Annotated in this window: 19 protein-coding genes and 1 other RNA gene; 12 read left to right on the top strand and 8 right to left on the bottom strand. The window is 55.2% G+C overall.

All coding sequences use genetic code 11. The annotated features are described in order from the left end of the window. Positions 1-176 precede the first annotated feature (176 nt). A complete protein-coding gene (locus AC5Q5A_RS14040; RefSeq protein WP_120223664.1) occupies positions 177-1,802 on the top strand; it encodes a phosphoenolpyruvate carboxykinase in 1,626 nt (541 codons plus the stop codon). A gap of 253 nt (positions 1,803-2,055) precedes the next feature. Continuing rightward, the gene (locus AC5Q5A_RS14045) at positions 2,056-2,862 is read left to right on the top strand and encodes a substrate-binding periplasmic protein (RefSeq protein ID WP_493895664.1); all 807 of its coding nucleotides are present in this window, start codon (positions 2,056-2,058) and stop codon (positions 2,860-2,862) included. A 67-nt stretch (positions 2,863-2,929) separates the two neighbouring features. Here AC5Q5A_RS14045 and AC5Q5A_RS14050 read toward each other — a convergent pair whose 3' ends face one another. Next, positions 2,930-4,612 (bottom strand): EAL domain-containing protein, encoded by a 1,683-nt coding sequence (locus tag AC5Q5A_RS14050; protein WP_493895665.1) that lies wholly within the window; start codon positions 4,610-4,612, stop codon positions 2,930-2,932. A 459-nt stretch (positions 4,613-5,071) separates the two neighbouring features. On the opposite strand from AC5Q5A_RS14050, the gene AC5Q5A_RS14055 reads away from it, so the two are divergent. The 3 genes from AC5Q5A_RS14055 (at position 5,072) to dapE (ending at position 8,158) form a co-directional block, all read left to right on the top strand. Further along, positions 5,072-5,767 carry a pyrimidine 5'-nucleotidase gene (locus AC5Q5A_RS14055; RefSeq protein ID WP_120223668.1) on the top strand — a complete coding sequence of 232 codons (696 nt, stop codon included), beginning with the start codon at positions 5,072-5,074 and terminating at the stop codon, positions 5,765-5,767. A gap of 251 nt (positions 5,768-6,018) precedes the next feature. Beyond that, positions 6,019-6,864 (top strand): 2,3,4,5-tetrahydropyridine-2,6-dicarboxylate N-succinyltransferase, encoded by an 846-nt coding sequence (dapD, locus tag AC5Q5A_RS14060; protein WP_064780413.1) that lies wholly within the window; start codon positions 6,019-6,021, stop codon positions 6,862-6,864. 154 nt (positions 6,865-7,018) lie between these two features. After that, positions 7,019-8,158 (top strand): succinyl-diaminopimelate desuccinylase, encoded by a 1,140-nt coding sequence (dapE, locus tag AC5Q5A_RS14065; protein ID WP_493895666.1) that lies wholly within the window; start codon positions 7,019-7,021, stop codon positions 8,156-8,158. Here dapE and AC5Q5A_RS14070 read toward each other — a convergent pair whose 3' ends face one another. Beyond that, positions 8,159-8,833, bottom strand: a complete 675-nt coding sequence (locus AC5Q5A_RS14070) for a TetR/AcrR family transcriptional regulator (protein WP_493895667.1) — start codon at positions 8,831-8,833, stop codon at positions 8,159-8,161. 146 nt (positions 8,834-8,979) lie between these two features. Here AC5Q5A_RS14070 and AC5Q5A_RS14075 point away from each other — a divergent pair, with 146 nt between their 5' ends. Further along, entirely contained in the window at positions 8,980-9,648 is a 669-nt protein-coding gene (locus tag AC5Q5A_RS14075; RefSeq protein WP_493895668.1) for a glutathione S-transferase family protein, read from the top strand. A 128-nt stretch (positions 9,649-9,776) separates the two neighbouring features. On the opposite strand, the gene AC5Q5A_RS14080 is transcribed toward AC5Q5A_RS14075, so the two are convergent. Then, positions 9,777-10,385 carry a glutathione S-transferase family protein gene (locus AC5Q5A_RS14080; protein ID WP_083952888.1) on the bottom strand — a complete coding sequence of 203 codons (609 nt, stop codon included), beginning with the start codon at positions 10,383-10,385 and terminating at the stop codon, positions 9,777-9,779. A 157-nt stretch (positions 10,386-10,542) separates the two neighbouring features. On the opposite strand from AC5Q5A_RS14080, the gene AC5Q5A_RS14085 reads away from it, so the two are divergent. Both AC5Q5A_RS14085 and AC5Q5A_RS14090 read left to right on the top strand, forming a co-directional pair. Then, a complete protein-coding gene (locus AC5Q5A_RS14085) occupies positions 10,543-11,421 on the top strand; it encodes a LysR family transcriptional regulator (protein WP_493895669.1) in 879 nt (292 codons plus the stop codon). A 54-nt stretch (positions 11,422-11,475) separates the two neighbouring features. After that, complete coding sequence (locus AC5Q5A_RS14090; protein ID WP_493895670.1) at positions 11,476-11,844, top strand: DUF1636 family protein; 369 nt, start codon at positions 11,476-11,478, stop codon at positions 11,842-11,844. A gap of 40 nt (positions 11,845-11,884) precedes the next feature. On the opposite strand, the gene AC5Q5A_RS14095 is transcribed toward AC5Q5A_RS14090, so the two are convergent. Both AC5Q5A_RS14095 and nudC read right to left on the bottom strand, forming a co-directional pair. Continuing rightward, the gene (locus AC5Q5A_RS14095; protein WP_493895671.1) at positions 11,885-12,685 is read right to left on the bottom strand and encodes a hypothetical protein; all 801 of its coding nucleotides are present in this window, start codon (positions 12,683-12,685) and stop codon (positions 11,885-11,887) included. Between the two features lie 78 nt (positions 12,686-12,763). After that, positions 12,764-13,690 (bottom strand): NAD(+) diphosphatase, encoded by a 927-nt coding sequence (gene nudC, locus AC5Q5A_RS14100; RefSeq protein ID WP_493895672.1) that lies wholly within the window; start codon positions 13,688-13,690, stop codon positions 12,764-12,766. Between the two features lie 190 nt (positions 13,691-13,880). Here nudC and ffs point away from each other — a divergent pair. The 4 genes from ffs (at position 13,881) to recR (ending at position 17,057) form a co-directional block, all read left to right on the top strand. Then, positions 13,881-13,975: signal recognition particle sRNA small type (gene ffs / locus AC5Q5A_RS14105), an RNA gene on the top strand. Positions 13,976-14,132: 157 nt separating this feature from the next. Further along, positions 14,133-16,022 carry a DNA polymerase III subunit gamma/tau gene (locus AC5Q5A_RS14110; protein WP_493895673.1) on the top strand — a complete coding sequence of 630 codons (1,890 nt, stop codon included), beginning with the start codon at positions 14,133-14,135 and terminating at the stop codon, positions 16,020-16,022. Next, positions 16,019-16,342 carry a YbaB/EbfC family nucleoid-associated protein gene (locus AC5Q5A_RS14115; RefSeq protein ID WP_008889081.1) on the top strand — a complete coding sequence of 108 codons (324 nt, stop codon included), beginning with the start codon at positions 16,019-16,021 and terminating at the stop codon, positions 16,340-16,342. Before AC5Q5A_RS14110 ends, AC5Q5A_RS14115 begins: the two co-directional genes overlap by 4 nt. A 121-nt stretch (positions 16,343-16,463) precedes the next feature. Further along, complete coding sequence (gene recR / locus AC5Q5A_RS14120; RefSeq protein WP_493895674.1) at positions 16,464-17,057, top strand: recombination mediator RecR; 594 nt, start codon at positions 16,464-16,466, stop codon at positions 17,055-17,057. 143 nt (positions 17,058-17,200) lie between these two features. On the opposite strand, the gene aroQ is transcribed toward recR, so the two are convergent. The 3 genes from aroQ to AC5Q5A_RS14135 form a co-directional block, all read right to left on the bottom strand. Continuing rightward, positions 17,201-17,647, bottom strand: a complete 447-nt coding sequence (aroQ, locus tag AC5Q5A_RS14125) for a type II 3-dehydroquinate dehydratase (RefSeq protein WP_210516326.1) — start codon at positions 17,645-17,647, stop codon at positions 17,201-17,203. Positions 17,648-17,685: 38 nt separating this feature from the next. After that, positions 17,686-19,563 (bottom strand): bifunctional sugar phosphate isomerase/epimerase/4-hydroxyphenylpyruvate dioxygenase family protein, encoded by a 1,878-nt coding sequence (locus AC5Q5A_RS14130; protein ID WP_493895675.1) that lies wholly within the window; start codon positions 19,561-19,563, stop codon positions 17,686-17,688. Between the two features lie 81 nt (positions 19,564-19,644). Then, positions 19,645-20,298, bottom strand: coding sequence for a GntR family transcriptional regulator (locus AC5Q5A_RS14135; protein ID WP_064780399.1), 654 nt, complete (start codon positions 20,296-20,298; stop codon positions 19,645-19,647). Position 20,299 lies beyond the last annotated feature (1 nt).

Below are 20,299 nucleotides of genomic sequence, written 5' to 3' on the forward strand. Positions count from 1 at the left end.
AAATGTAATTTTCGCAAACGCAAAAACACTTACGTTTTCCTAGGTATAAGGCAAAAGGAGCGGTTGCTTTTAAGACACCTTTGTAACAATATGTCTCAGCGCTTCCGATTACCCACAATTGGCAGTGTAAAATAGGACATTAACCCCCAGATTTTCATTCCCACCAGGAGAGTTTCGTGCTGCAATCAGGACCCGTTGTCAGCCGTGTAGGCCTTGAAACCCATGGCCTCAAAAACCTTGGCGCCGTTCACTGGAACCTTGACGCTGCCGGCCTTTATGAACATGCGATCCGTCGCAACGAAGGTAAAATCGCCAAAGGCGGTGCCTTTGTCGCCCTTACCGGCGAACATACCGGCCGTTCCCCGCTGGATCGCTTCATCGTCGAAGAAGAAAGCACCAAGGCAGATATCGATTGGGGCGATGTAAACCGCCCGGTCAGCCCGGAAGTATTTGAGCGCCTCTATCAGAAAGTGCGCGCATATTTCCAGGGCACCGAACTGTTCGTTCAGGATTGCTTTGCCGGTTCCGATCCGCGTTTCCGCCTCCCGGTGCGCGTGATCAACGAAAACGCATGGCATAACCTTTTTGCCCGCAACATGTTCATCCAGCCGCAGAAAGAAGAACTGCGCGACTTCGCGCCGGAATTCACCATTCTGCATGCACCGGGCCTTCAGGCAGACCCGCAAGACGACGGCACCCGCTCCGAAGTCTTCGTGATGGTCAGTTTTGAGCGCAAAATGGTCATCATCGGCGGCACCTGGTATGCCGGCGAAATGAAGAAATCGATCTTCTCGGTTCTCAACCACATCCTTCCGGCCAAGGGCGTCATGCCGATGCATTGCTCGGCCAATATGGGCAAGAATGGCGATACCGCCGTGTTCTTTGGCCTGTCGGGTACCGGTAAAACCACCCTGTCTGCCGACGCATCGCGCACCCTGATCGGGGATGACGAGCACGGCTGGGGCGAAGACGGCGTCTTTAACTTCGAAGGCGGCTGCTATGCGAAGGTGATCAAACTTTCGCGCGAAGCAGAACCGGAAATCTTTGCAACGACCGAGCGTTTCGGTACCGTTCTTGAAAACGTTGTGATGAACAAGCAATCGCGCGAGCTTGATCTCGATGATGCCCGTCACACCGAAAATACCCGTTCTTCCTATCCGATCGAATTCATTCCGAATGCGTCGGAAACCGGTCGTGGTGGCCATCCGAAAAACATCATCATGCTGACCTGTGATGCCTTTGGCGTTCTGCCGCCGATCGCAAAGCTGTCCTCGGCACAGGCGATGTACCACTTCCTGTCGGGTTACACTGCGAAAGTTGCTGGCACCGAAAAAGGTGTCAAGGAACCGACCGCTGCGTTCTCGGCCTGCTTCGGTGCGCCATTCATGCCGCGTCATCCCTCAGTTTACGCCAAGCTGCTTGGCGAAATGATGGAAAAACACGAAGCCAATTGCTGGCTGGTCAATACCGGCTGGTCCGGCGGCGGCTATGGCGTTGGTTCGCGCATGAAGATTGCCTATACCCGTGGCCTGCTGAATGCCGCACTGAATGGCGATCTGGAAAATGCCGAATTTGCCACCGATCCGTTCTTCGGTCTGGCCTATCCGACCGCATGTGGCGATATCCCCGCAAGTGTTCTGAACCCGCGCGAAAGCTGGAAAGACAAGGCTGCCTATGACAAGGCTGCCACCAACCTGACCGGCCTGTTTGAAAAGAACTTCGCGAAGTTCGAAGAACATGTCACTGACGATGTCCGCGAAGCAGCCATCCGCAACAGCGCGGAAGTCAAAGCCGCCGAATAAATTCGGGCATTGATATTCAAAAAGGCCGGTGTTTGACACCGGCCTTTTTTATTCGCGCGACGTATCTTAACGGTATTTCTACCTTAAATTGTTTCACTCATCGTGTGAAAAGCGCGTGCCAATCACCGGAAACGTGATAGCATGTTGATCTCGTTGTTCTTTTTAGAATGATTGCAGCACATTCGTGACAAACCGGGCCGATATTTCCTTGCATGTGCCTTTGCGGTGCTTTGTTCTCAACGGGCGCCGAAACTTGCGCGCGTTCGTACACGTCATCAGCTTGACCCTTGTTGCACTGGCCCTTATTGGCACTGGCAAACCGGCATCTGCCCAGAACACGCTGATACCACCCGCTGGGAACCAGCAAACAGTGACACTGGCCTGCAATCCTTTTCCGCCTTCAAAGATTGCCGCAGACGCGGCCCTGCCAGGATATGACATCGAAATTCTGCGCGCTGCGTTTGCAACCCGCAACATCACCCTGATCACGCCATTTTACCCTTGGCGACGGGCCTATTTTCTTGCCCGTACCGGACAGGTCGATGGCCTGTGTTCGTGCAGTTACCTGCCTGAACGCGAAGAGGACCTGTTTTATTCTTATCTGCTGGGACATGTCCGCGTGGCGTTCTATGCCATGGGCGAGAACGCCCTGACATCAATTGAAAAGATTGCCGATGCCACGAACATGATTGTCGGTGTCGTCAACGGATATAGCCTCGAAGTAACTGCACGCCATGCCGGACTTGATGTTCTCGTGGTTAATAGCGAAGCCACCCTGCTTGATATGCTGCTTTCGCGCCGTATTGATGCCGCCTTGTCCTATAAGGCGCCGATGGATTACGAGTTGCACAATTCGGAACACAATTTTAGCGGGGCCGGTCAAATTCACTTCAAGGTGATTTCGAACAATCCCTACTATTCCTGCATCTCGCGTAAAGCCAATGACCCAAAGGCCCTCTTGACCGAGTTGAACAACGGCCTTGTCACAATCCGGGAAAACGGCCTGTTTGACAAAATCCTCGCCCGATATGGCGTGACTTCCGGGGACAGCAAAAACTGATCGGGCCAGTCAGCTCCGCATCTCGCGGCTCAATATCCCGGCCCGGAAATGTCTTTGTCTGCCAGCATCACCGCTTGTAAACAGAATCACGCCAATACAGCGTAATGTCGGCTTCTGGCTTGCCGAACAGATAGCCCTGCGCATAGTCAAAACCGGCCTTGGTCACAAGTTCGCGCATCTTGTCTGTCTCGATCATCTCGGCGACAACCTCGACATTGATGTCGTGACACAGATCGACAAGCGATCGCAGGAACGCCAGCCCCTTAGGTGTCTTGGTCGATTGCCGGATTGATTCGCCGTCAATCTTTACATAATCGATATCCATTGCGCTGAGATACCGGAAATTCGACGCACCGGTGCCGAAATCATCAAGGCAGATCTCGACCCCGAATTCACGGAAACGGGCAATCCACTTTGCCGCCGTATCGATATCGCTGATCTCGGCGGTTTCGGTGATCTCAAGCATCAATTGGCCAAGTGCCTCGCGATGGCGCTCAAAGAGCGCAATCACAGACCGGCAAAAATCCGGATTTCCAAGCGAATGGCCGGAAATATTCACAGCAACCCGGGCTGTTATCCCCTGATCAAGCTGGGAAGTGATCCATTTAAGGTTTCGGCGCAACATCGCCAGATCAAGACGATGGACCATATTGACCTGCTCTGCAAAGCTGACTAGTTCCTGTGTCGGGATCAGTTTGCCATCATCGTCATAGAACCTTACCAGCACTTCGAAATGATGGATTTCCGCATTCGGCAGGCGCACGATCGGCTGATACACCGTATCGAACTTCAACTGATCGACCCTTGTGCCGAAATCCTGCATCGCCGAAAAGGTATTGTTGACCAGATTATCCGCCTGGCCCATCAGGCGCGAAAATGTAAAGCTGTGCTCCTGCCGGTCACAGAACCGCCGGATGGAATACAAAACCCCGCGCGCCAGATCGCCCGGTGGGATCAGCTCGGCGGTAAAATCGGTCACCGATGAACTGACCTCGATGCCAACCCCGGTCGGATCGGCATCGCGCACACATTCCTCGATCCGTTTTTCAAGATCGCCAATCGGGACATCTGCGCGATGTAACATGCCAAATTGTTCTGTCCCCAGTCGCCCGGCCGTGTCGCCCGCAACCGAATGGGCGCGCAGAAAGGCTCCGACGCTGGCCATCATTTCCGCCTGTTCGATCTGTTTCATCCGCGCGCATAGCGGATCAAACGCATTGAGGGTCATCAGGGTAAATTTGTGCTCGATCCCGGTTTCCCGGCGCGCCATCAACCGTTCCGTGACGACCTTTGACAGGCTTTCTTCATCCAGAAGGCCCGTAGCAGTGTCGCGCTGAAGGCTGGCGGCAACATCGGGCGACAGGGCATTGATCGCAACTCTGAGCGCGACAAAGAAATGATCGCCAAGATCAGGCAGAAAATAGCCGCTCATGGAAACCGGCGGGCTTAACATGTCGGCCTGCTGATTGAAGCGGACCTGAATATTGTCCATGCGTCCGCGGCGACGCGCGACCCGCAACATCTCTGTCACCAGCGGGCGATACTGTTTTGCCAGGAATTGGATGAACGACTTCCCCGACAGATCTTGTTGCCGATTCCCCAAAATCCCGTCTGATGCGCCAGAGGCAAAAACAATGCGCAGATCCCCGTCCAGTTCCAGAAGAAGATCCCCCCAGACAAAGGCCAATGCCGCAAAACGGTTTCTTTCTTTGCGCAGTTCGGTTGTTCGCGCCTTTATAAGTTTATCCAATGCACCCTCTCACGCTGCCCGGATCAACAAGTGATTCCCTTCCCCCGAGCACGGAAACCAGTCTGATCGCCTTAATGGCTTTCGGTCATTTTCACTGCTTCTACTTAACAAGGGTTTTACAAAACCTGAATTTCCTATGCGGACGGATAATAATGTCCTCGCCCGGTTTTCCGGGCCGAACCTCCATCACATTTGGCACGCGCAGTCCAAGGCCCCAGACATGGATCCCAAACAAGAACCCAATATATGTTTGCTCTTTTTGGCGGTTTTAAACCCCTGTGCCGTTCTCGCTAGGCACCCTGCAATTCAACGGCGAACAAATGACCACGGGTACACCATTTCTGGTTCTGATTGATCCTGATGGTTTGCAACACCGTAAGGATCGCATACAAATGTCGACTGCCTGACACGCGCGCCAGGCACGTCTGTCCAACAAGCATATCCGGAAGGCCCCAGATCATGACCACCGCCCCGAAACGCAGATCCGAATTGCCCCGTGTCGACGATGACAGCGTTCTGATCTTTGATCTCGACAACACGCTTTATCCGGCGGCCTGCAATCTGTTTTCACAGGTGTCTGATCTGATCGGGCAATATGTCCGCGATGCGCTGAAGCTTGAGGCAACCGAAGCCCACCGGGTGCAGAAGGACTATTTCCATCGCTATGGCACCACCTTGCGCGGGTTGATGACCGAACATGAAATCGATCCGGCCGATTATCTTGCCAAGGTCCATGACATCGATCTGTCCGTGGTCGACCCGGCACCCGATCTTGCCAGCGCGCTGAATGATCTTCCGGGCCGTAAACTGATTTTCACCAATGCCTCGCGGGGCCATGCCGAACGGGTGATGGATCGCCTTGGCATTGCTGATCATTTTGAAACCATCTTTGACATCGTCGATGCCGAATACATCCCCAAGCCCAAGCAGGAACCCTATGACCTGCTTCTGGCGCGTGATGGCATTGACCCGACCCGTGCGGTCTATTTCGAAGACATGGCCAAAAACCTTCTGCCGGCCAAGGATATGGGCATGACCACCGTCTGGGTGCATACCGATCTTGAATGGGCGCAGGCCGGCCGCGATGATCCGCGCATTGATCATGAAACTGATGATCTTGTCGGCTTCTTGCGCGGGCTTAACAACGGATCGTAATTCCCCCGCTAAAGCTGCGCCCAGTCAGGGTACTTCACTTCCCCGCTACCGGGCAGGGCAGAGCTGATTTGTCATCGTTCCAGGATTGAGCTTGGCGGAATGATCGGCTATGTCTATCGGCCATACGGGATCAGGAACGGAAATCTGCCTGAAACAGGCGTTTCTACGTAAACTGGCGGAGTTGACTTGCACGCGCGCATTGACCATTCTCCGCCGACGCAATTTTGGCTGACCGCAAGGACCTTCGAAAAATGAACAGAACCGAGCTTGAAGGCGTGATCAACGTCGCATGGGAAAACCGCGACGAGATTAACTCCTCTACCCAGGGTGAAATCCGCAAGGCTGTTGAACAGACGCTTTCCGCCATGGATTCCGGCGACCTGCGCGTTGCCGAAAAGACCAATGGCAAATGGGTTGTCAATCAATGGGCCAAAAAGGCGGTTCTGCTGTCCTTCCGTCTCAACGACATGACCACCATCGCAGGTGGCCCGGGCGAAAACACCAACTGGTGGGACAAGGTCCCGTCCAAGTTCGAAGGTTGGGGCGAAGCCGAATTCAAAAAGGCCGGTTTCCGTGCCGTTCCGGGCAGCATCGTGCGCCGTTCGGCCTATGTCGCACCGGGCACCGTTTTGATGCCGTCCTTTGTCAACCTTGGCGCCTATGTTGATACCGGCGTGATGGTCGACACCTGGGCAACGGTTGGATCGTGCGCGCAGATCGGCAAGAACGTTCACCTTTCAGGTGGTGCCGGTATCGGTGGCGTGCTTGAGCCGCTTCAGGCTGGCCCGGTCATCATCGAAGACAACGCCTTTATCGGCGCACGTTCGGAAATCGTTGAAGGTGTGATTGTCGAAGAAGGTGCTGTCATTTCGATGGGTGTCTTCATCGGCGCATCGACCAAAATCATCGACCGCACCACCGGCGAAACCTTTGTCGGTCGCGTTCCGGCCTATTCCGTGGTCGTTCCGGGCAGCATTCCGGGTAAGCCGCTTCCGGATGGCACGCCTGGGCCGAGCCTCTATTGCGCGGTAATCATCAAACGCGTTGATGAAAAGACCCGCTCGAAAACCTCGATCAATGAATTGCTGCGCGACTGATCTGCGACACGCAATGTGATCATGATATAAGGGGCGAAACGGATGGCTGTTTCGCCCCTTAATGTATATTTGTTCCTATTTTGTTTCACTTGAAACATAAAAATAGGCGTAAATTCCTACACAGACGCAAACCACTAAGACCAAGAGAGTGCCAATGTCGACCGCCCTTGAACTTGCACAATCCCTGATCCGCTGCCCGTCGGTTACTCCGGCCGATGAAGGCGCGCTTGATGTGTTGCAAAAGGCGCTTGAGGCACGGGGATTTAAGTGCACGCGCAAGGTCTTTGATGGCGATGACAGTGACGCCATCGATAACCTCTATGCCCGTCTGGGGACCAAGGGGCGCAATTTCTGCTTTGCTGGGCATACTGATGTGGTCCCGGCTGGCGATGTTGCCGCCTGGACCGTCGATCCGTTCGGCGGCGAAGTCAAAGATCGCCGTCTGTTTGGCCGCGGTGCGGTGGACATGAAAACCGGCATTGCCTGCTTTGTTGGTGCGGTTGACGCCTTTCTTGCTGCCCATCCGGATTTCGATGAAAGCATCTCGTTCCTGATCACGGGCGACGAAGAGGCTGACGCGATCAATGGTACGGTCAAGCTTGTTGAATGGTGTGATCAGCAGGGTGAAAAGTTCGATTGCTGTCTGGTGGGCGAACCGACCAACCCGAAATATCTGGGCGAGATGATGAAAATCGGCCGCCGTGGGTCGGTCACCGGCTGGTTGACGGTTTATGGCGCACAAGGCCATGTCGCCTATCCGCATCTGGCCGATAACCCGGTGCCGCGGATGCTGAAAACCTTGGATGTGCTGAATTCCCGCGAACTCGATCAGGGCACCGATCATTTCCAGCCCAGCAACCTTGAAATCACCACAGTTGATGCCGGAAATGCGGCAACCAACGTGGTCCCCGCCAAGGTCAGTGCGGCATTTAACATCCGCTTTAATGATCAGCACACAGGCAGCGATCTTAAAAAGTGGATCGAAGATGTCTGTGCCGAGCATGCCGGTGCGCACGATCTCAAGGTCAAGATTTCCGGCGAGGCATTTCTGTCCAATCCGGGCAAGCTCGCCAACCTGATTGCCGATGCCTCGGAAAAAGTCACCGGCAAACGGCCTGAAATGAGCACGACGGGTGGCACGTCCGATGCGCGCTTCATTCAGAAATACACCGAAGTCGCCGAATTCGGTCTGGTCGGACAAAGCATGCACAAGGTCGATGAACACGCCATGGTCGATGACATCGAAAACCTTGTGAAAATCTATGCCGAAATCCTGTCGGGCTTTTACAACTGATCAGGCGGTTTTCTGACCGGCCTTCGAACTTAGGTGATCGCGCGATTGCAGGATTGTCTTGCGCGTAGAGGTCAGGATATCGTCGGCCGTCTCATCATCGACTGCACGGCTCAGCACCACCGCCCCGACCAACATCGCCAGCATCGATGTGGCTTCGGTGCGGTAGCCATCAGGAACATCTGGCAGCACGGACGCATCATCAACCGGGACGGGCTTGTCCATGCCCGGAACACCGTCTTCCTTTGCCAGTTTCCAGGCAAGTTTGCCCGATGCCTGATCAATCAGTTTTGAGAACGCCGAACGCGCCTGGTCGCCAGAGCGTGAGACTTCGGAGGACAGGGTTGGCAGCGCACATCCAAGTTCGGGGTTATCAATATGGACCCGTGACAGATAGAGTTCGGCAAAGGATGTCACCCAGTCGCTTCCGGACAGCTCGGCCTTGCGCAATTTTGCCAGCACGGGCGATGACAAAAGCGACATGCCGTTTTCAACGCAGGCAACAAACAGGGCTTCCTTGTTCTTGAAGTGGGCATAAAACCCGCCACGGGTCAGCCCGGCCGCTGCCATGACCTGATCAATCGTGACATTTTCAAACCCGTGCTTTTTAAACAGCGCACTTGCCGCATTAACGATGCGAATGCGGGTTTTGGGTTTGTGCGTCGGCGCATAGGGCATTTCGAACTCCAGCAGGTAATCAGCACGTCATCGGATGTTTGGATCGGGCGACAGATCGACCATGACACATTCTGACAATATGTTCTTGAACATATTATGGGGGACGTAATCCTGTCTGCAAGTTCACCGAACAAAAGGGTCTTGCCATGTCGGATGTCACAATTATCGGAATGCCGCGCAGCAACCTGACACGCACGGTTCGCATTGCCTGTCTGGAAAAGGAAATACCGTTCGCGTTCAGCAGCCAGAATGTCCAGCCACCCGGCCATCCGCCAACACCTGAACTGTTGCGCAGCAACCCGTTTGGCAAGGTGCCGGTACTGACCCACGGGCCGTTCGTTCTTTACGAAACCGCCGCCATTTGCCGCTATATTGATGACAATTTCCCCGGACCGTTATTGCGCCCGGTGCATGCCGAAAAAGCGGCCCGGATGAACCAGTGGGTCAGTGTCGCCATGACCCGGCTTGATCCGGACATCATCCGTAATTTCGTTATTCCGATGTTTTTTGCCGATGATGTCAAACGTCGTGACCCGGCATTTACCACCCGTATGAACGAAATGACGGACCGCATCCGTCATGATCTTTCTGTCCTTGATGCTGCTTATGGCGATGGCTGGGTTTGTGGTGACCGTTTCACCATTCCCGACATGATGATCATGCCGATGATCCATTACCTGAACGCGATGCCGGGCGGCCCGGAAATGGTGGCAAGCGCGCCCAATGTCGCCGATGCCTTTGCGCGCTTCAAGGCGCGAACTTCTGCAGCCCAGACCGATCCGCTTTTGCCAGAAAAGCTTTTGAAATCAGCCTGACGATTGTACCGCCGCCCTGACGTTTCTCCCGTCAGGGTATTCAGCCACCACGGATGGGAACAACTTCCCCCGCCTCCCCCTTGCCTTGGGTGACGTTCCTGTTTGTGGTGGCTGCTTTTTGGTGCCCTTTAAGGCGTCCAGGTGATCGGCACATAGCCCGGAACCGCCGTCATCCGGTCAAGCCATGCACGAATGCCGGGATAGGGTGCCAGACTGATTTTGCCAAGCTCGGCCCGGTGCGTGTAGGCATAAAGCGAGATATCGGCGATGGTAAGCGCATCGCCGACCAGCCAGTTATGACCTGAAAGCCGCTTTTCCATCAGATCCAGCGCACGTTTGGCACCAGCCTGTTTCATTGGTCCGAGAATATCGGCATGTTCCGGCAGGCCCTTGATCGCATACCAGGAAATCAGAACGGCAACGTTCGGTTCATGGTCATACTGTTCAAAGAACAGCCAGCTCATCATATCGGCCCGGTCATAGGCATCCTCGGGGATGAAATTGGTGCCTTCGGCCAGATAGATCAGAATGGCGTTGCTTTCAGCAAGGCTCCTGCCATCATCAAGGACAAGGGCCGGAATTTTGCCGTTCGGGTTGACCTTTTCAAGGTATTCGGGCGTGTGGGTTTCGCCTTTCATGATGTCGCGTTCGACATATTCAAACGGTTGACCCAGCATCGAAAGCAGCAAACGGACCTTATAGCCGTTACCCGACATCAAATAGTCGTTCAAAATCATCAGACTCATCCTTGTGGCATATGCATCAAAAGCATTCGCGTTACAGCATTGGCCGGCCGGGTTTGATATTTGCCGCTGGATCACAATCGGACAATCGAATAGTTTTGACCCTATTGTTCAAAATTCCTGATCAATTTTTCTGATCAAAGGAGAGGCCATGGATTCCGATCTTCTCAGAAGCTTTGTCGCCTTTGCCGAATGCGGCAGCTTCAACCGTGCCGCCGACCGTATCGGGCGCACGCCATCGGCCTTTTCCATGCAGATGAAACGGCTTGAAGAACTGGTCGACAACAAGCTGTTTGAGCGCGACGGACGCAACGTTCAACTGACCCATGAAGGCATCACCTTTGTCGGCTATGCCAGACGGATCCTGAGCCTTACGGATGAGGCGATGGGACAATTGCGTTCTCAGGAAGAAAGCCGTCCGATCCGCATCGGCTGCCCGGATGACTATGCGCAAAAGATTTTGCCAATTGTTCTGCGCGCCATAAGTAGCGTTCATCCAAAGGCGCGTTTTTTCGTGTCGGTCAATCCGACGATCCTGCTGCGCCGGATGCTTGATCAGGGGGAGCTTGATCTGTCGATCATCAGCCGGTCGGAAACAGGCGAAGAAGGATATTTCCTGCGCCATGAACTTGGGGTCTGGGTGACATCGGCAGTCCACAAGCAGCACCTTCTTGATCCGCTGCCGCTTGTCCTGCCAGCCGAGGATTGCAAGTTTCATGCATGGGCGATTGATGCCTTTTCGAAATCCAACCGGCCCTTCACGCTTTATGCGACCTCGCGGCAGGCGGCTTCGATGCTGCATCTTGTGCGCGACGGGTTGGGGGTTGGCGCCCTTGCGGCGGCCAGTGTGACCGACGAATTCAAAATTCTTGATGCGCGGGACGGATTTCCGCCACTGCCGGCCGTCGGTGTCGCCGTGATGCTGGCCGAAGAAGCCCATCCGCTGGTCAATCGCCAGCTTGCCGGCGCGATTCAGGAATATGTCACCCATCATCTTGATGATGACTTGACCAAAACGGTCGCAAGCTGATTGGATGCGCCCCCGCGTCGTTTACATCTCACCAGCCCGGATAAGATCACCCGCATGACCGCCAAGTCCCGCCTGAATATCTGCACGACCTGCACGTCCTCAATCGCCAACGCACCAACTGATCCGCGCGATGGTCAGACGCTTTTTGATCGTATTCAGGAAGTCTGTGCCACACGCGATCTGCCGTTTGAGGTTAAACCGGTTGAATGCCTGACCAACTGCAAGTCTGGCTGTTCGGTCGCGCTGAACGGACCGGGCAAGTGGGGATATGTTTATGGCAACGTTGATCCCGACAGCATGGTGGAAGAACTGTGTGAACTGGCGTCAAAATATGCCGAAAGTGAAAAGGGCATTGTTGCCTGGCGCGAACGCCCAGATGCCCTGCGGCGCAATGTTATTGCCCGCATCCCACCGATCGACTAGCAGATGCGGTCGGGGCTTGGGTCGGAACTTGGGGCAGGACCTAGCCAGACAGACCGATGTGAAGTTGCTGCCACAGGCGTTCGACCTCGCCAGTGGATTGCAGTTTCGCAATCAATTGATTGAAGTGTTCAAGCGGGATCGACGATCCGGCTGACAGGACCGCCACCAGATCATGGACGGCATCGGGTTGATCTGAAATCACAAGGCTTTCGCGCAAGGACGGATAATCAACAAACCGGGCAGCCAGAAAGCCCGCCGAGACAATCCCAATCGGGGCTTCCCCGGCCAGAAGTCCGTCAAGGACCTCTTGCTCGTTATAGCGCAGCAAAACATCAAAGTTCTGGCGCAGATAGTCCGGATCTGCGTTGAAATCGGCAAATCCGTAATGGAACCCCAAGACACACAGGATCGGATAATTGGTCACATCTGACAAAAGTGCGTCGGTGTTATCCGGCCCGGCAAGCGTCAGATAAAGGTCCTTTTCCTGAACAATGGATTTGGAGAACTGAACATCCAGATTTCGCCATTCCCATTGCGCACTTTCCAGCAGAACAAGGTCCACCTCGCCACTGGTGACGGCCTGATAGCGCCTGCGCGATGAGGTTTCGGCAAGTTCAAACACATATTCGTCCTGCAAATCGTTCAGAAGTCTGATCAGGTGCAGAACCATGCCCCGTGGCTTGCCATCATCATAGAAATAGACCACGCCATATTCATACGCACCGACCTTGACGGGGATCCGTTCATGGGCCTTTGCGGCCGTTACTGCGAACAAAGTCGCAAGCAAACAGACAGCAACGCCGGTTACACCCAAATCGCGTAGAAAACGTATCGCTACCAAAGTTTTTTCCTGAATACCGATCATCACCCAGTACAGCGATGCCGTATCACCAGGATGGTGACAAAGGCCTCTTTGTCTCTATATGTGGCCCGCGCACCAGTTTTCCAGAAGGAAGCGTGCGATAGATATCGGACGCGGCAGGTTGATACCTTTTTCGGGCAGGTTTGGCACGTCGTCGCGATGCACCCACATCGCAAACTCGATTTCTTCGTTATCAGGCAAAAGGTCGGTTGTTTCGGCCTCGGCGACAAAGCCAAGCATCAAAGAACCCGGAAACGGCCAGGGCTGGGATGCGACATATTGCGGGCGCTTGATCCGGACACCGACTTCTTCGAACACCTCGCGCGCAACCGCCTGTTCAAGGGTTTCGCCCGGTTCGACGAAACCGGCCAGAACCGACACCATGCCGGGCAGGAATTGCGGGGATCTTGCCAGCAACACATGATCCTGATGATGGATCAACATGATCACAGCCGGATCGGTGCGCGGGAAATGCGATTTGCCGCAATTGGGGTTGCGGCATTGCAGACGATATCCCGCCTCTGCTACCAAATTCGGATGGCCGCACGCCCCGCAGAACTGGTGCCCCTGATGCCAGTTGAAAATCGCACGTGCCTGTGCGGCAAGGGCGGCCTCATCCACCGAAAGATTGGCCATGCGGGTGCGCATATCGCCAAAACCACCGCCGAGTTTGCGGATGGCCTCGTCACGATCGGTCACCACCGCGGCAATATCGACCGCTATCACCGGCCCGCTTTCATCACGGCCAAGATAAATCCACTGCCCGCGATGAAGATCGACATCCAGATGCGGCACGGCCGGGGCACCCAGCACCACCAGTTCATGGGCGTCCATATCCTCCGGCCAGGCAAAAAGCGGATCACCCGCATGACAAATCAGGATGCGCAGCGACTCCTCGGCCAACAGAACCTGTTGCCAGTCTTCGCGTTTGCGCAAAACCGCATCGCGATCAAGATCAACGGATTCATAAAATAGCCTGTGCATGGTGGTCACTTTCTTGAAATTCTGATGCGGAAAATATCGGGCAAGCCCATGGGATCGCCGACATTTCCTGTGGTGACGGAGCATGACATTAACGTGGGTGGGGATCGGTCAAAAGCCACGATTGCTTGATAACAGAAAAAATCCCAGCCAACCCTTGCGTTTTATGGACGCTTGCGCGATATAGGGGGGGAGAGGCTGGCAGTGGACGGACCGCTCGCCAACCCGGTCAGGACCGGAAGGTAGCAGCCGTAACGAGTTTTTCCGGGTCGCTGTTCAGTCTCTCACCCTTTCATTTCTCCCTATGAAATCGCTGATATTTGCCATGCCCCTGACATTCGCGGGCAGATGGCTTTTTGTGTGGGAAATTTCCCACTTGGCCTTTCCCATAGGGCTTCGAAGCTGCTAAAACCGAATGAGAATTAAAACAGTCCGGACCGGATGAATGAGCGAGCAGATCGAGACCGCCAGCGAAACGGCACCAGAAGGTGACACGGTGACAGACAGTAACGTCGCGGACACACCCGCGCCCGTCACCACGGCCGAGCCAGAAAGCAAAAGCGAGTATCAGGTTCTTGCGCGGAAATACCGCCCGAAATCCTTTGATGAGCTGATCGGCCATGGGCCGATGGTCAAGACGCTGTCAAACGCGCTTGAAAGCGGCCGGCTTGCGCATGCCTTTATCCTGACCGGTGTGCGCGGGATTGGTAAAACCACGACGGCGCGTATCATTGCGCGTGCGCTGAACTGTATTGGTGCGGATGGCAAGGGCGGTGCGACGATCGAGCCGTGTGGTGTCTGTGAGCATTGCCGTGCGATTGCTGAAGACCGCCATGTTGATGTGCTGGAAATGGATGCCGCATCACGTACCGGTGTCGATGACATTCGCGAACTGATCGAAGGTGTTCGCTATCGCCCGACATCAGCACGCTACAAGATTTACATCATCGACGAAGTGCACATGCTTTCGAAAAGCGCGTTCAACGCGCTTTTGAAAACGCTTGAAGAACCGCCAGAGCATGTGAAATTCATCTTTGCCACCACCGAAATCCGCAAGATCCCGATTACGGTCCTGTCGCGTTGTCAGCGCTTTGACTTGCGCCGCGTGCAGACAGACGAACTGGCCGCGCACTATAGCCGCATCGCCGGACTTGAAAATGCCGAGATCGAAGAAGAAGCCGTCACCCTGATCGCACGTGCCGCTGATGGATCGGTGCGTGATGGCATGAGCTTGCTTGATCAGGCGATTTCGCACGGTGCTGGCAAGGTCACCACCCAGCAGGTGCGTGACATGCTGGGTCTTTCGGACCGGTCGCGGATTTTCGATCTGTTCGATCACACCATGAAGGGCGAGATTAACGAGGCCCTTGAACTTCTTGGCGCGCAATATGCCCTTGGTGGTGACCCGCCGGTGATGTTGCAGGATATGCTCGATCTGACCCACTGGCTGACCCGTGTGAAGCTGTCGCCCGATGCCGCCAATGATCCCGGCGTGTCACAGATCGAACGCGAACGCGGCAAGGAAATTGCCGCCAAGCTTGCCATGCCGCAATTGACCCGCGCCTGGCAGATGTTGCTTAAGGGCCTTGAAGAAACGCGTATTGCGCCATCCCCCATTCAGGCCGCTGAAATGATCCTGATCCGTCTGGCCTATGCGGCGGAAATGCCACCGCCCGGTGACCTGATCAAGAAGCTGCGTCAGGACATGAACAATGCCGGTAACGGCGGCGGCGCGCCACAAGGTGGCGGCAATGGCGGTGGCAGTGGCGGTCCGGGACCGCGCATGCAGGTGGTGAATGGCGGCGGCGGTGCAGCCGCCGTGGCCCAGCGCCGCCCCGACCCGCTGGGCGAACCCGAACAGGTCGAACAGCCAGTCTACGCCAAGATGCCCGAAACGTTCGAAGAAGTTGCCGAACTGCTTGGCAAGGACCGGGAAACCACCGGTCTTTCGATGCAAGTCAAAAACTATATGCATCTGGTGAAGTATGAGCCGGGTCGCATTGAATTTCGCCCGGCACGCGGGGCGGGGTCGGACCTTTCGACCAAACTGATCAAGGCGCTGAATGGCCTGACCGGTCATCGCTGGCTGGTCAGTGTGTCGGAGCGCGAAGAAGGGGCCCCGACCCTAAAGGAACAGGAACTTGAAGCCCTTGAACAGCGCAAGGCAGATGCCTCGCAAGATCCGCTGGTCAGGGCCATTCTGGATGGTTTACCAAAAGCCAAAATCGTTGCCGTCCATCTGCCACCCGGCCAGGAAAATGCCGAGGGCGAAGAGGACGAAAGCGGTTCCGTATATGACGACGCATTTTATCTCGAAGGAGACGACGAGCTATGAAGAACCTTGCAGGGATGCTGAAACAGGCCCAGCAGATGCAGTCCAAAATGCAGGAAATGCAGGAAGGACTGGTTGAACTTGAAATTGAAGGCCAGTCCGGTGCGGGCATGGTCAAGGTGATGCTGAATGGCAAAGGCGAAATGCGTGGCCTTTCGCTGGATAAAAGCATCGTTGACCCGAACGACACCGAAGTCCTCGAAGACCTGATTGTGGCGGCCTACAACGACGCCAAGGTCAAGGTCGAGGCCGCCGTTCAGGAAAAGATGAAAGACGTCACCGGCGGCATGAACCTGCCGGAAGGTTTCAAACTGCCGTTCTGATCTTTCATCGGACACACGATAAATTTCGTACTTTCATTAGTACGCGGCAAAGGGTGGCATTGCGCCGCCCTTTGTTTTTGATACAAGCTAACTATCAGAAAACACCACAAACGGGATCATCATGACCGGACGGGAAATTGAAAATCTGATCAAACTGCTTTCGCGCCTGCCCGGCCTTGGGCCGCGTTCGGCGCGACGTGCGGTCTTGCAGATGCTCAAGAAACCCGAAACATTGATGATCCCGCTGGCCGATGCGCTTCATGCCACGGCGGAGGTCATGACGACCTGTTCGAATTGCGGCAATATCGATGTCATCGATCCCTGCCATATCTGTGCCGATCAGAACCGTGGTACGGATATCATCTGTGTGGTCGAAGAAGTCCAGGATCTTTGGGCGCTTGAACGCGGGGCATCGTTTAAGGGCAAATATCATGTGCTGGGCGGCACCCTGTCGCCGCTTGATGGCGTCGGGCCGGATGACCTTAAAATCGATCAGCTGGTCAATCGCGTGCGCGAAAACGCTGTGTCCGAGGTGATCCTTGCCACCAATGCCACGGTCGATGGCCAGACAACCGCACATTACATCACCGAACGGCTGATCGAAACCGGGGTCAAGGTCACCCGCCTTGCTCATGGTGTGCCGGTGGGCGGTGAGCTTGATTATCTTGATGACGGCACACTGGCCGCCGCTTTGCGGTCAAGAAGCTCGGTCTAAACCGCGATCATTCAGACAGAAAAAGGGCAGCCATGTGCTGCCCTTAATTATCTTCAAAATCTCTTTGTCGTAATTATTCAAACCGCCTGTAGGCAGAATTACAGTATTTCACCACAACAGGATTGAGTAATTCAGAGCCTTTTTCAGGCCGCCTTGATCTTTTCCGCAGCAAGGCGGGTTGCCAGCTCATAGCCATAGGCACCCGCCCCGGCCATCACCGCATCGGCAACCGGGCTGATCCAGCTGGTATGACGGAATTCCTCACGCGCGTGCGGGTTGGAAATATGCAGCTCGATGATATAGCCCTCAAAGGTCTTGAGCGCGTCATGGATCGCGACCGAGGTATGGGTATAGGCACCGGCATTGATGATCAGGGCGGCTGATTTGGTGCGGGCCTCGTGGATCATGTCGATGATCGCACCTTCATGGTTGGACTGGCCAAACCGCACCGAAACGCCAAGCTCCTTGGCAAGCGTGCTGCATTTTTCCTCGATCGAGGCCAGCGTGTCATAGCCGTAAATCTCTGGCTGGCGCTGCCCCAAAAGGTTCAGGTTCGGTCCGTTGATGACTAGAATTTCCTGCACGCTCATTTCCTTGTTCCCGCCTTTATGCGCTTGGTGCCCTGTGGTTATTTCGCCGCATCGTTACGACGGTTCATGCGCGTCTGTGACGCAAGCCGGATCGACGCATTCGCCGCCCCGAAGCCACGATACGCGCGACGCTCGACCAATTCAAAGAAGAAACGGTTGGCGAAGGTACGCGTATAGGCCTGATAATATTCACCTTCATCGTCACGATCATAGAGAATATTACGTGCACGCAAACGATCAAGCAGTTCCGGCTCCAACCCAAACCGTGCTTCGATATCGTCATAGTAGTTTTCCGGGATCGGCAGAATTTCAACCCCATGTGCCATGCAGTAATCCACCGAGGCAAATATATCGTCGCTGGCGAATGCCAGATGCTGCACACCGCTGCCAAAGAACTCGTTGAGGAACTGGGAATGCTGGGTATGCGGGCTTTGCGAGCCATTGAGGATCAGACGCACCGCATCGCTTTGCACCACCTGACTTTGCACAAGCCCGCCAGGATCCGGGATATCGAGGGTCGGCATTTTGCCGAGATCAAAGATCGAGGTGAAATACAAAAGCCAGGTCAGCATTTCCTCATACTGCATCGAGTATGAAACATGATCGACCTTGCGAAGCTTTGCCTTTCCGGCGTCTGCATCCGCGCCCTTTTCGGGTTCGAACTCGACATCCCAGATGCGCGAAAGTTCGCTGTGATCATCAAGGAAGTAAACAAGGCTGCCGCCGACACCCCGGATGGCGGGCATTTCAATTTCGCCTTCGCCAACCGCCTGACTGAAGGGGGCTGCCAGCAAAGATTGCGCACGGTCCATCGTTGCCTTGGCGTCATCGACCTTAAGCCCCACCGCACAAACCGACGGGCCATGCACGATGTTATAGGAATGCGCAAAGCCATCCTTGTCGCAATTGATCACAAGGTTGATGTCACCCTGTTTCCACCAAGTCACCGCCTTGGTTTTGTGGCTGCCGCGTTTTTCAAAGCCAAGGGCTGCGAACAGTGTCGCAAGCTTTTCGGCATTTTCTTCTTCGACCGCGAACTCGACAAAGCTGACTTCCTTGGCATGCGCCTTGGGCGGCAGGGCGGTGCCCTTTTCACCAACCTGAACGCCTTCGATGCCGTCGCCGAGATAGATCAGGGAGCGCAAACCATCCTTGGCCACGTTCTTGGTCGAGCTTGAGCGGAACTGATCGTTGAAAATCTCAAGCGACAGCGGCCCGTCATAGCCGGTCATGGCAAGGTTGCGCATGAATTCACCGAGCGGGAAGTCCCCCTGCCCCGGGAAGCAGCGGAAATGGCGGCTCCATGACAGCGCATCCATTTCAAGGATCGGCGCATCGGCCACCTGCACGAGGAAAATCTTGTCGCCCGGGATCGACGAAATCGCATCGAGCGGCACCTTGCGGGCCATGATGTGGAAGGTATCAAGCACAAGACCAACATTCGGGTGATTGGCGCGCCGCACCACTTCCCAACTATCGCGATAGTCGCTGATATGCTTGCCCCATGAAAGGGCCTCGAACGCGACACGCAAGCCCCGTTTGGCGGCACGATCGCCAAGCTCTGCCAGATCCTTGGCGGCGCGATCAAGCCCGCCCAGTGATTGCGGGGAGACGTTCGAACAGACCATCAAAAGGTCGGTGCCCAGTTCTTCCATCAGATCAAACTTGCGCTCGGCGCGCTCGAACGCGCGGGTGCGTTGGGGTTCGGGCATGCCTTCGAAATCGCGGAACGGCTGGAAGGTGACCAGTTTCAGACCCAGATCACGGATCGTTTTGCCAACATCTTCCGGCGATCCGTCAAAGGACAGAAGGTCATTTTCAAAAATCTCGACCCCGTCAAAGCCGGCAGCGGCAATGGCATCGAGTTTTTCCTGAAGATCGCCTGACAGTGAAACTGTGGCAATTGAGGTCAGCATTTTATCCCTCCGGGATGCATGTGGGGCACCGGCACATTCACAGAAGGATGCTGCAATCTCGGGGCCTGCCCCGCGCGCAGATCAATGCTGTGAACGGCGCCGATAGGTTTCGATATGGTCGGTCAGTTTGGCAATCGCGCCATCCAGATCCCGTGCAAGCGACAGCTCGCAGATTTCGCGATGCTCATCGATGATTTCCTGGGCACGGAAACCATGGGTTTTGAGTTCGATCACCACATAGCGGCGGAACTGATCGAAAATCTCGTGGTGCAGGCGCATATGCAGGTTCGACCCGCAGGCCGAAATCAGCGCCTGATGAAATTCGCGGTCATACTGGCTCCAGCGGACGGTCAGTTCGCGGCTGTCACGATCAAGCATCTGCTTTTCAACCGCGGAAAGCTTGTGATGGGCGGCCGCAACCCGGGCTTCCCATTCAACATCGCCATGCTTGATAGAGGCCGCCAGACCATCGCGTTCAAGCAACAGACGCATCGCCGTCAGTTCCATGAAGTTCGACGGCGATGTTTCAACAACGCGGAAGCCCTTCTGGCCTTCGACAAAGACGAAGCCCGACGCCACCAGACGATTAAGCACTTCACGCAGCGTGTTGACACCGACGCTATAACGTTCGCGCAGCGCCTCAAGCTTAAGCTTCACGCCCGGCTGTAATTCGCCATACAGGATGTCATCGCGAATTTCGTTATAGACTGTCTCGGCAACGGTACTGCTGCTCATG

This window comes from Thalassospira sp. CA1 (genome assembly GCF_059052855.1).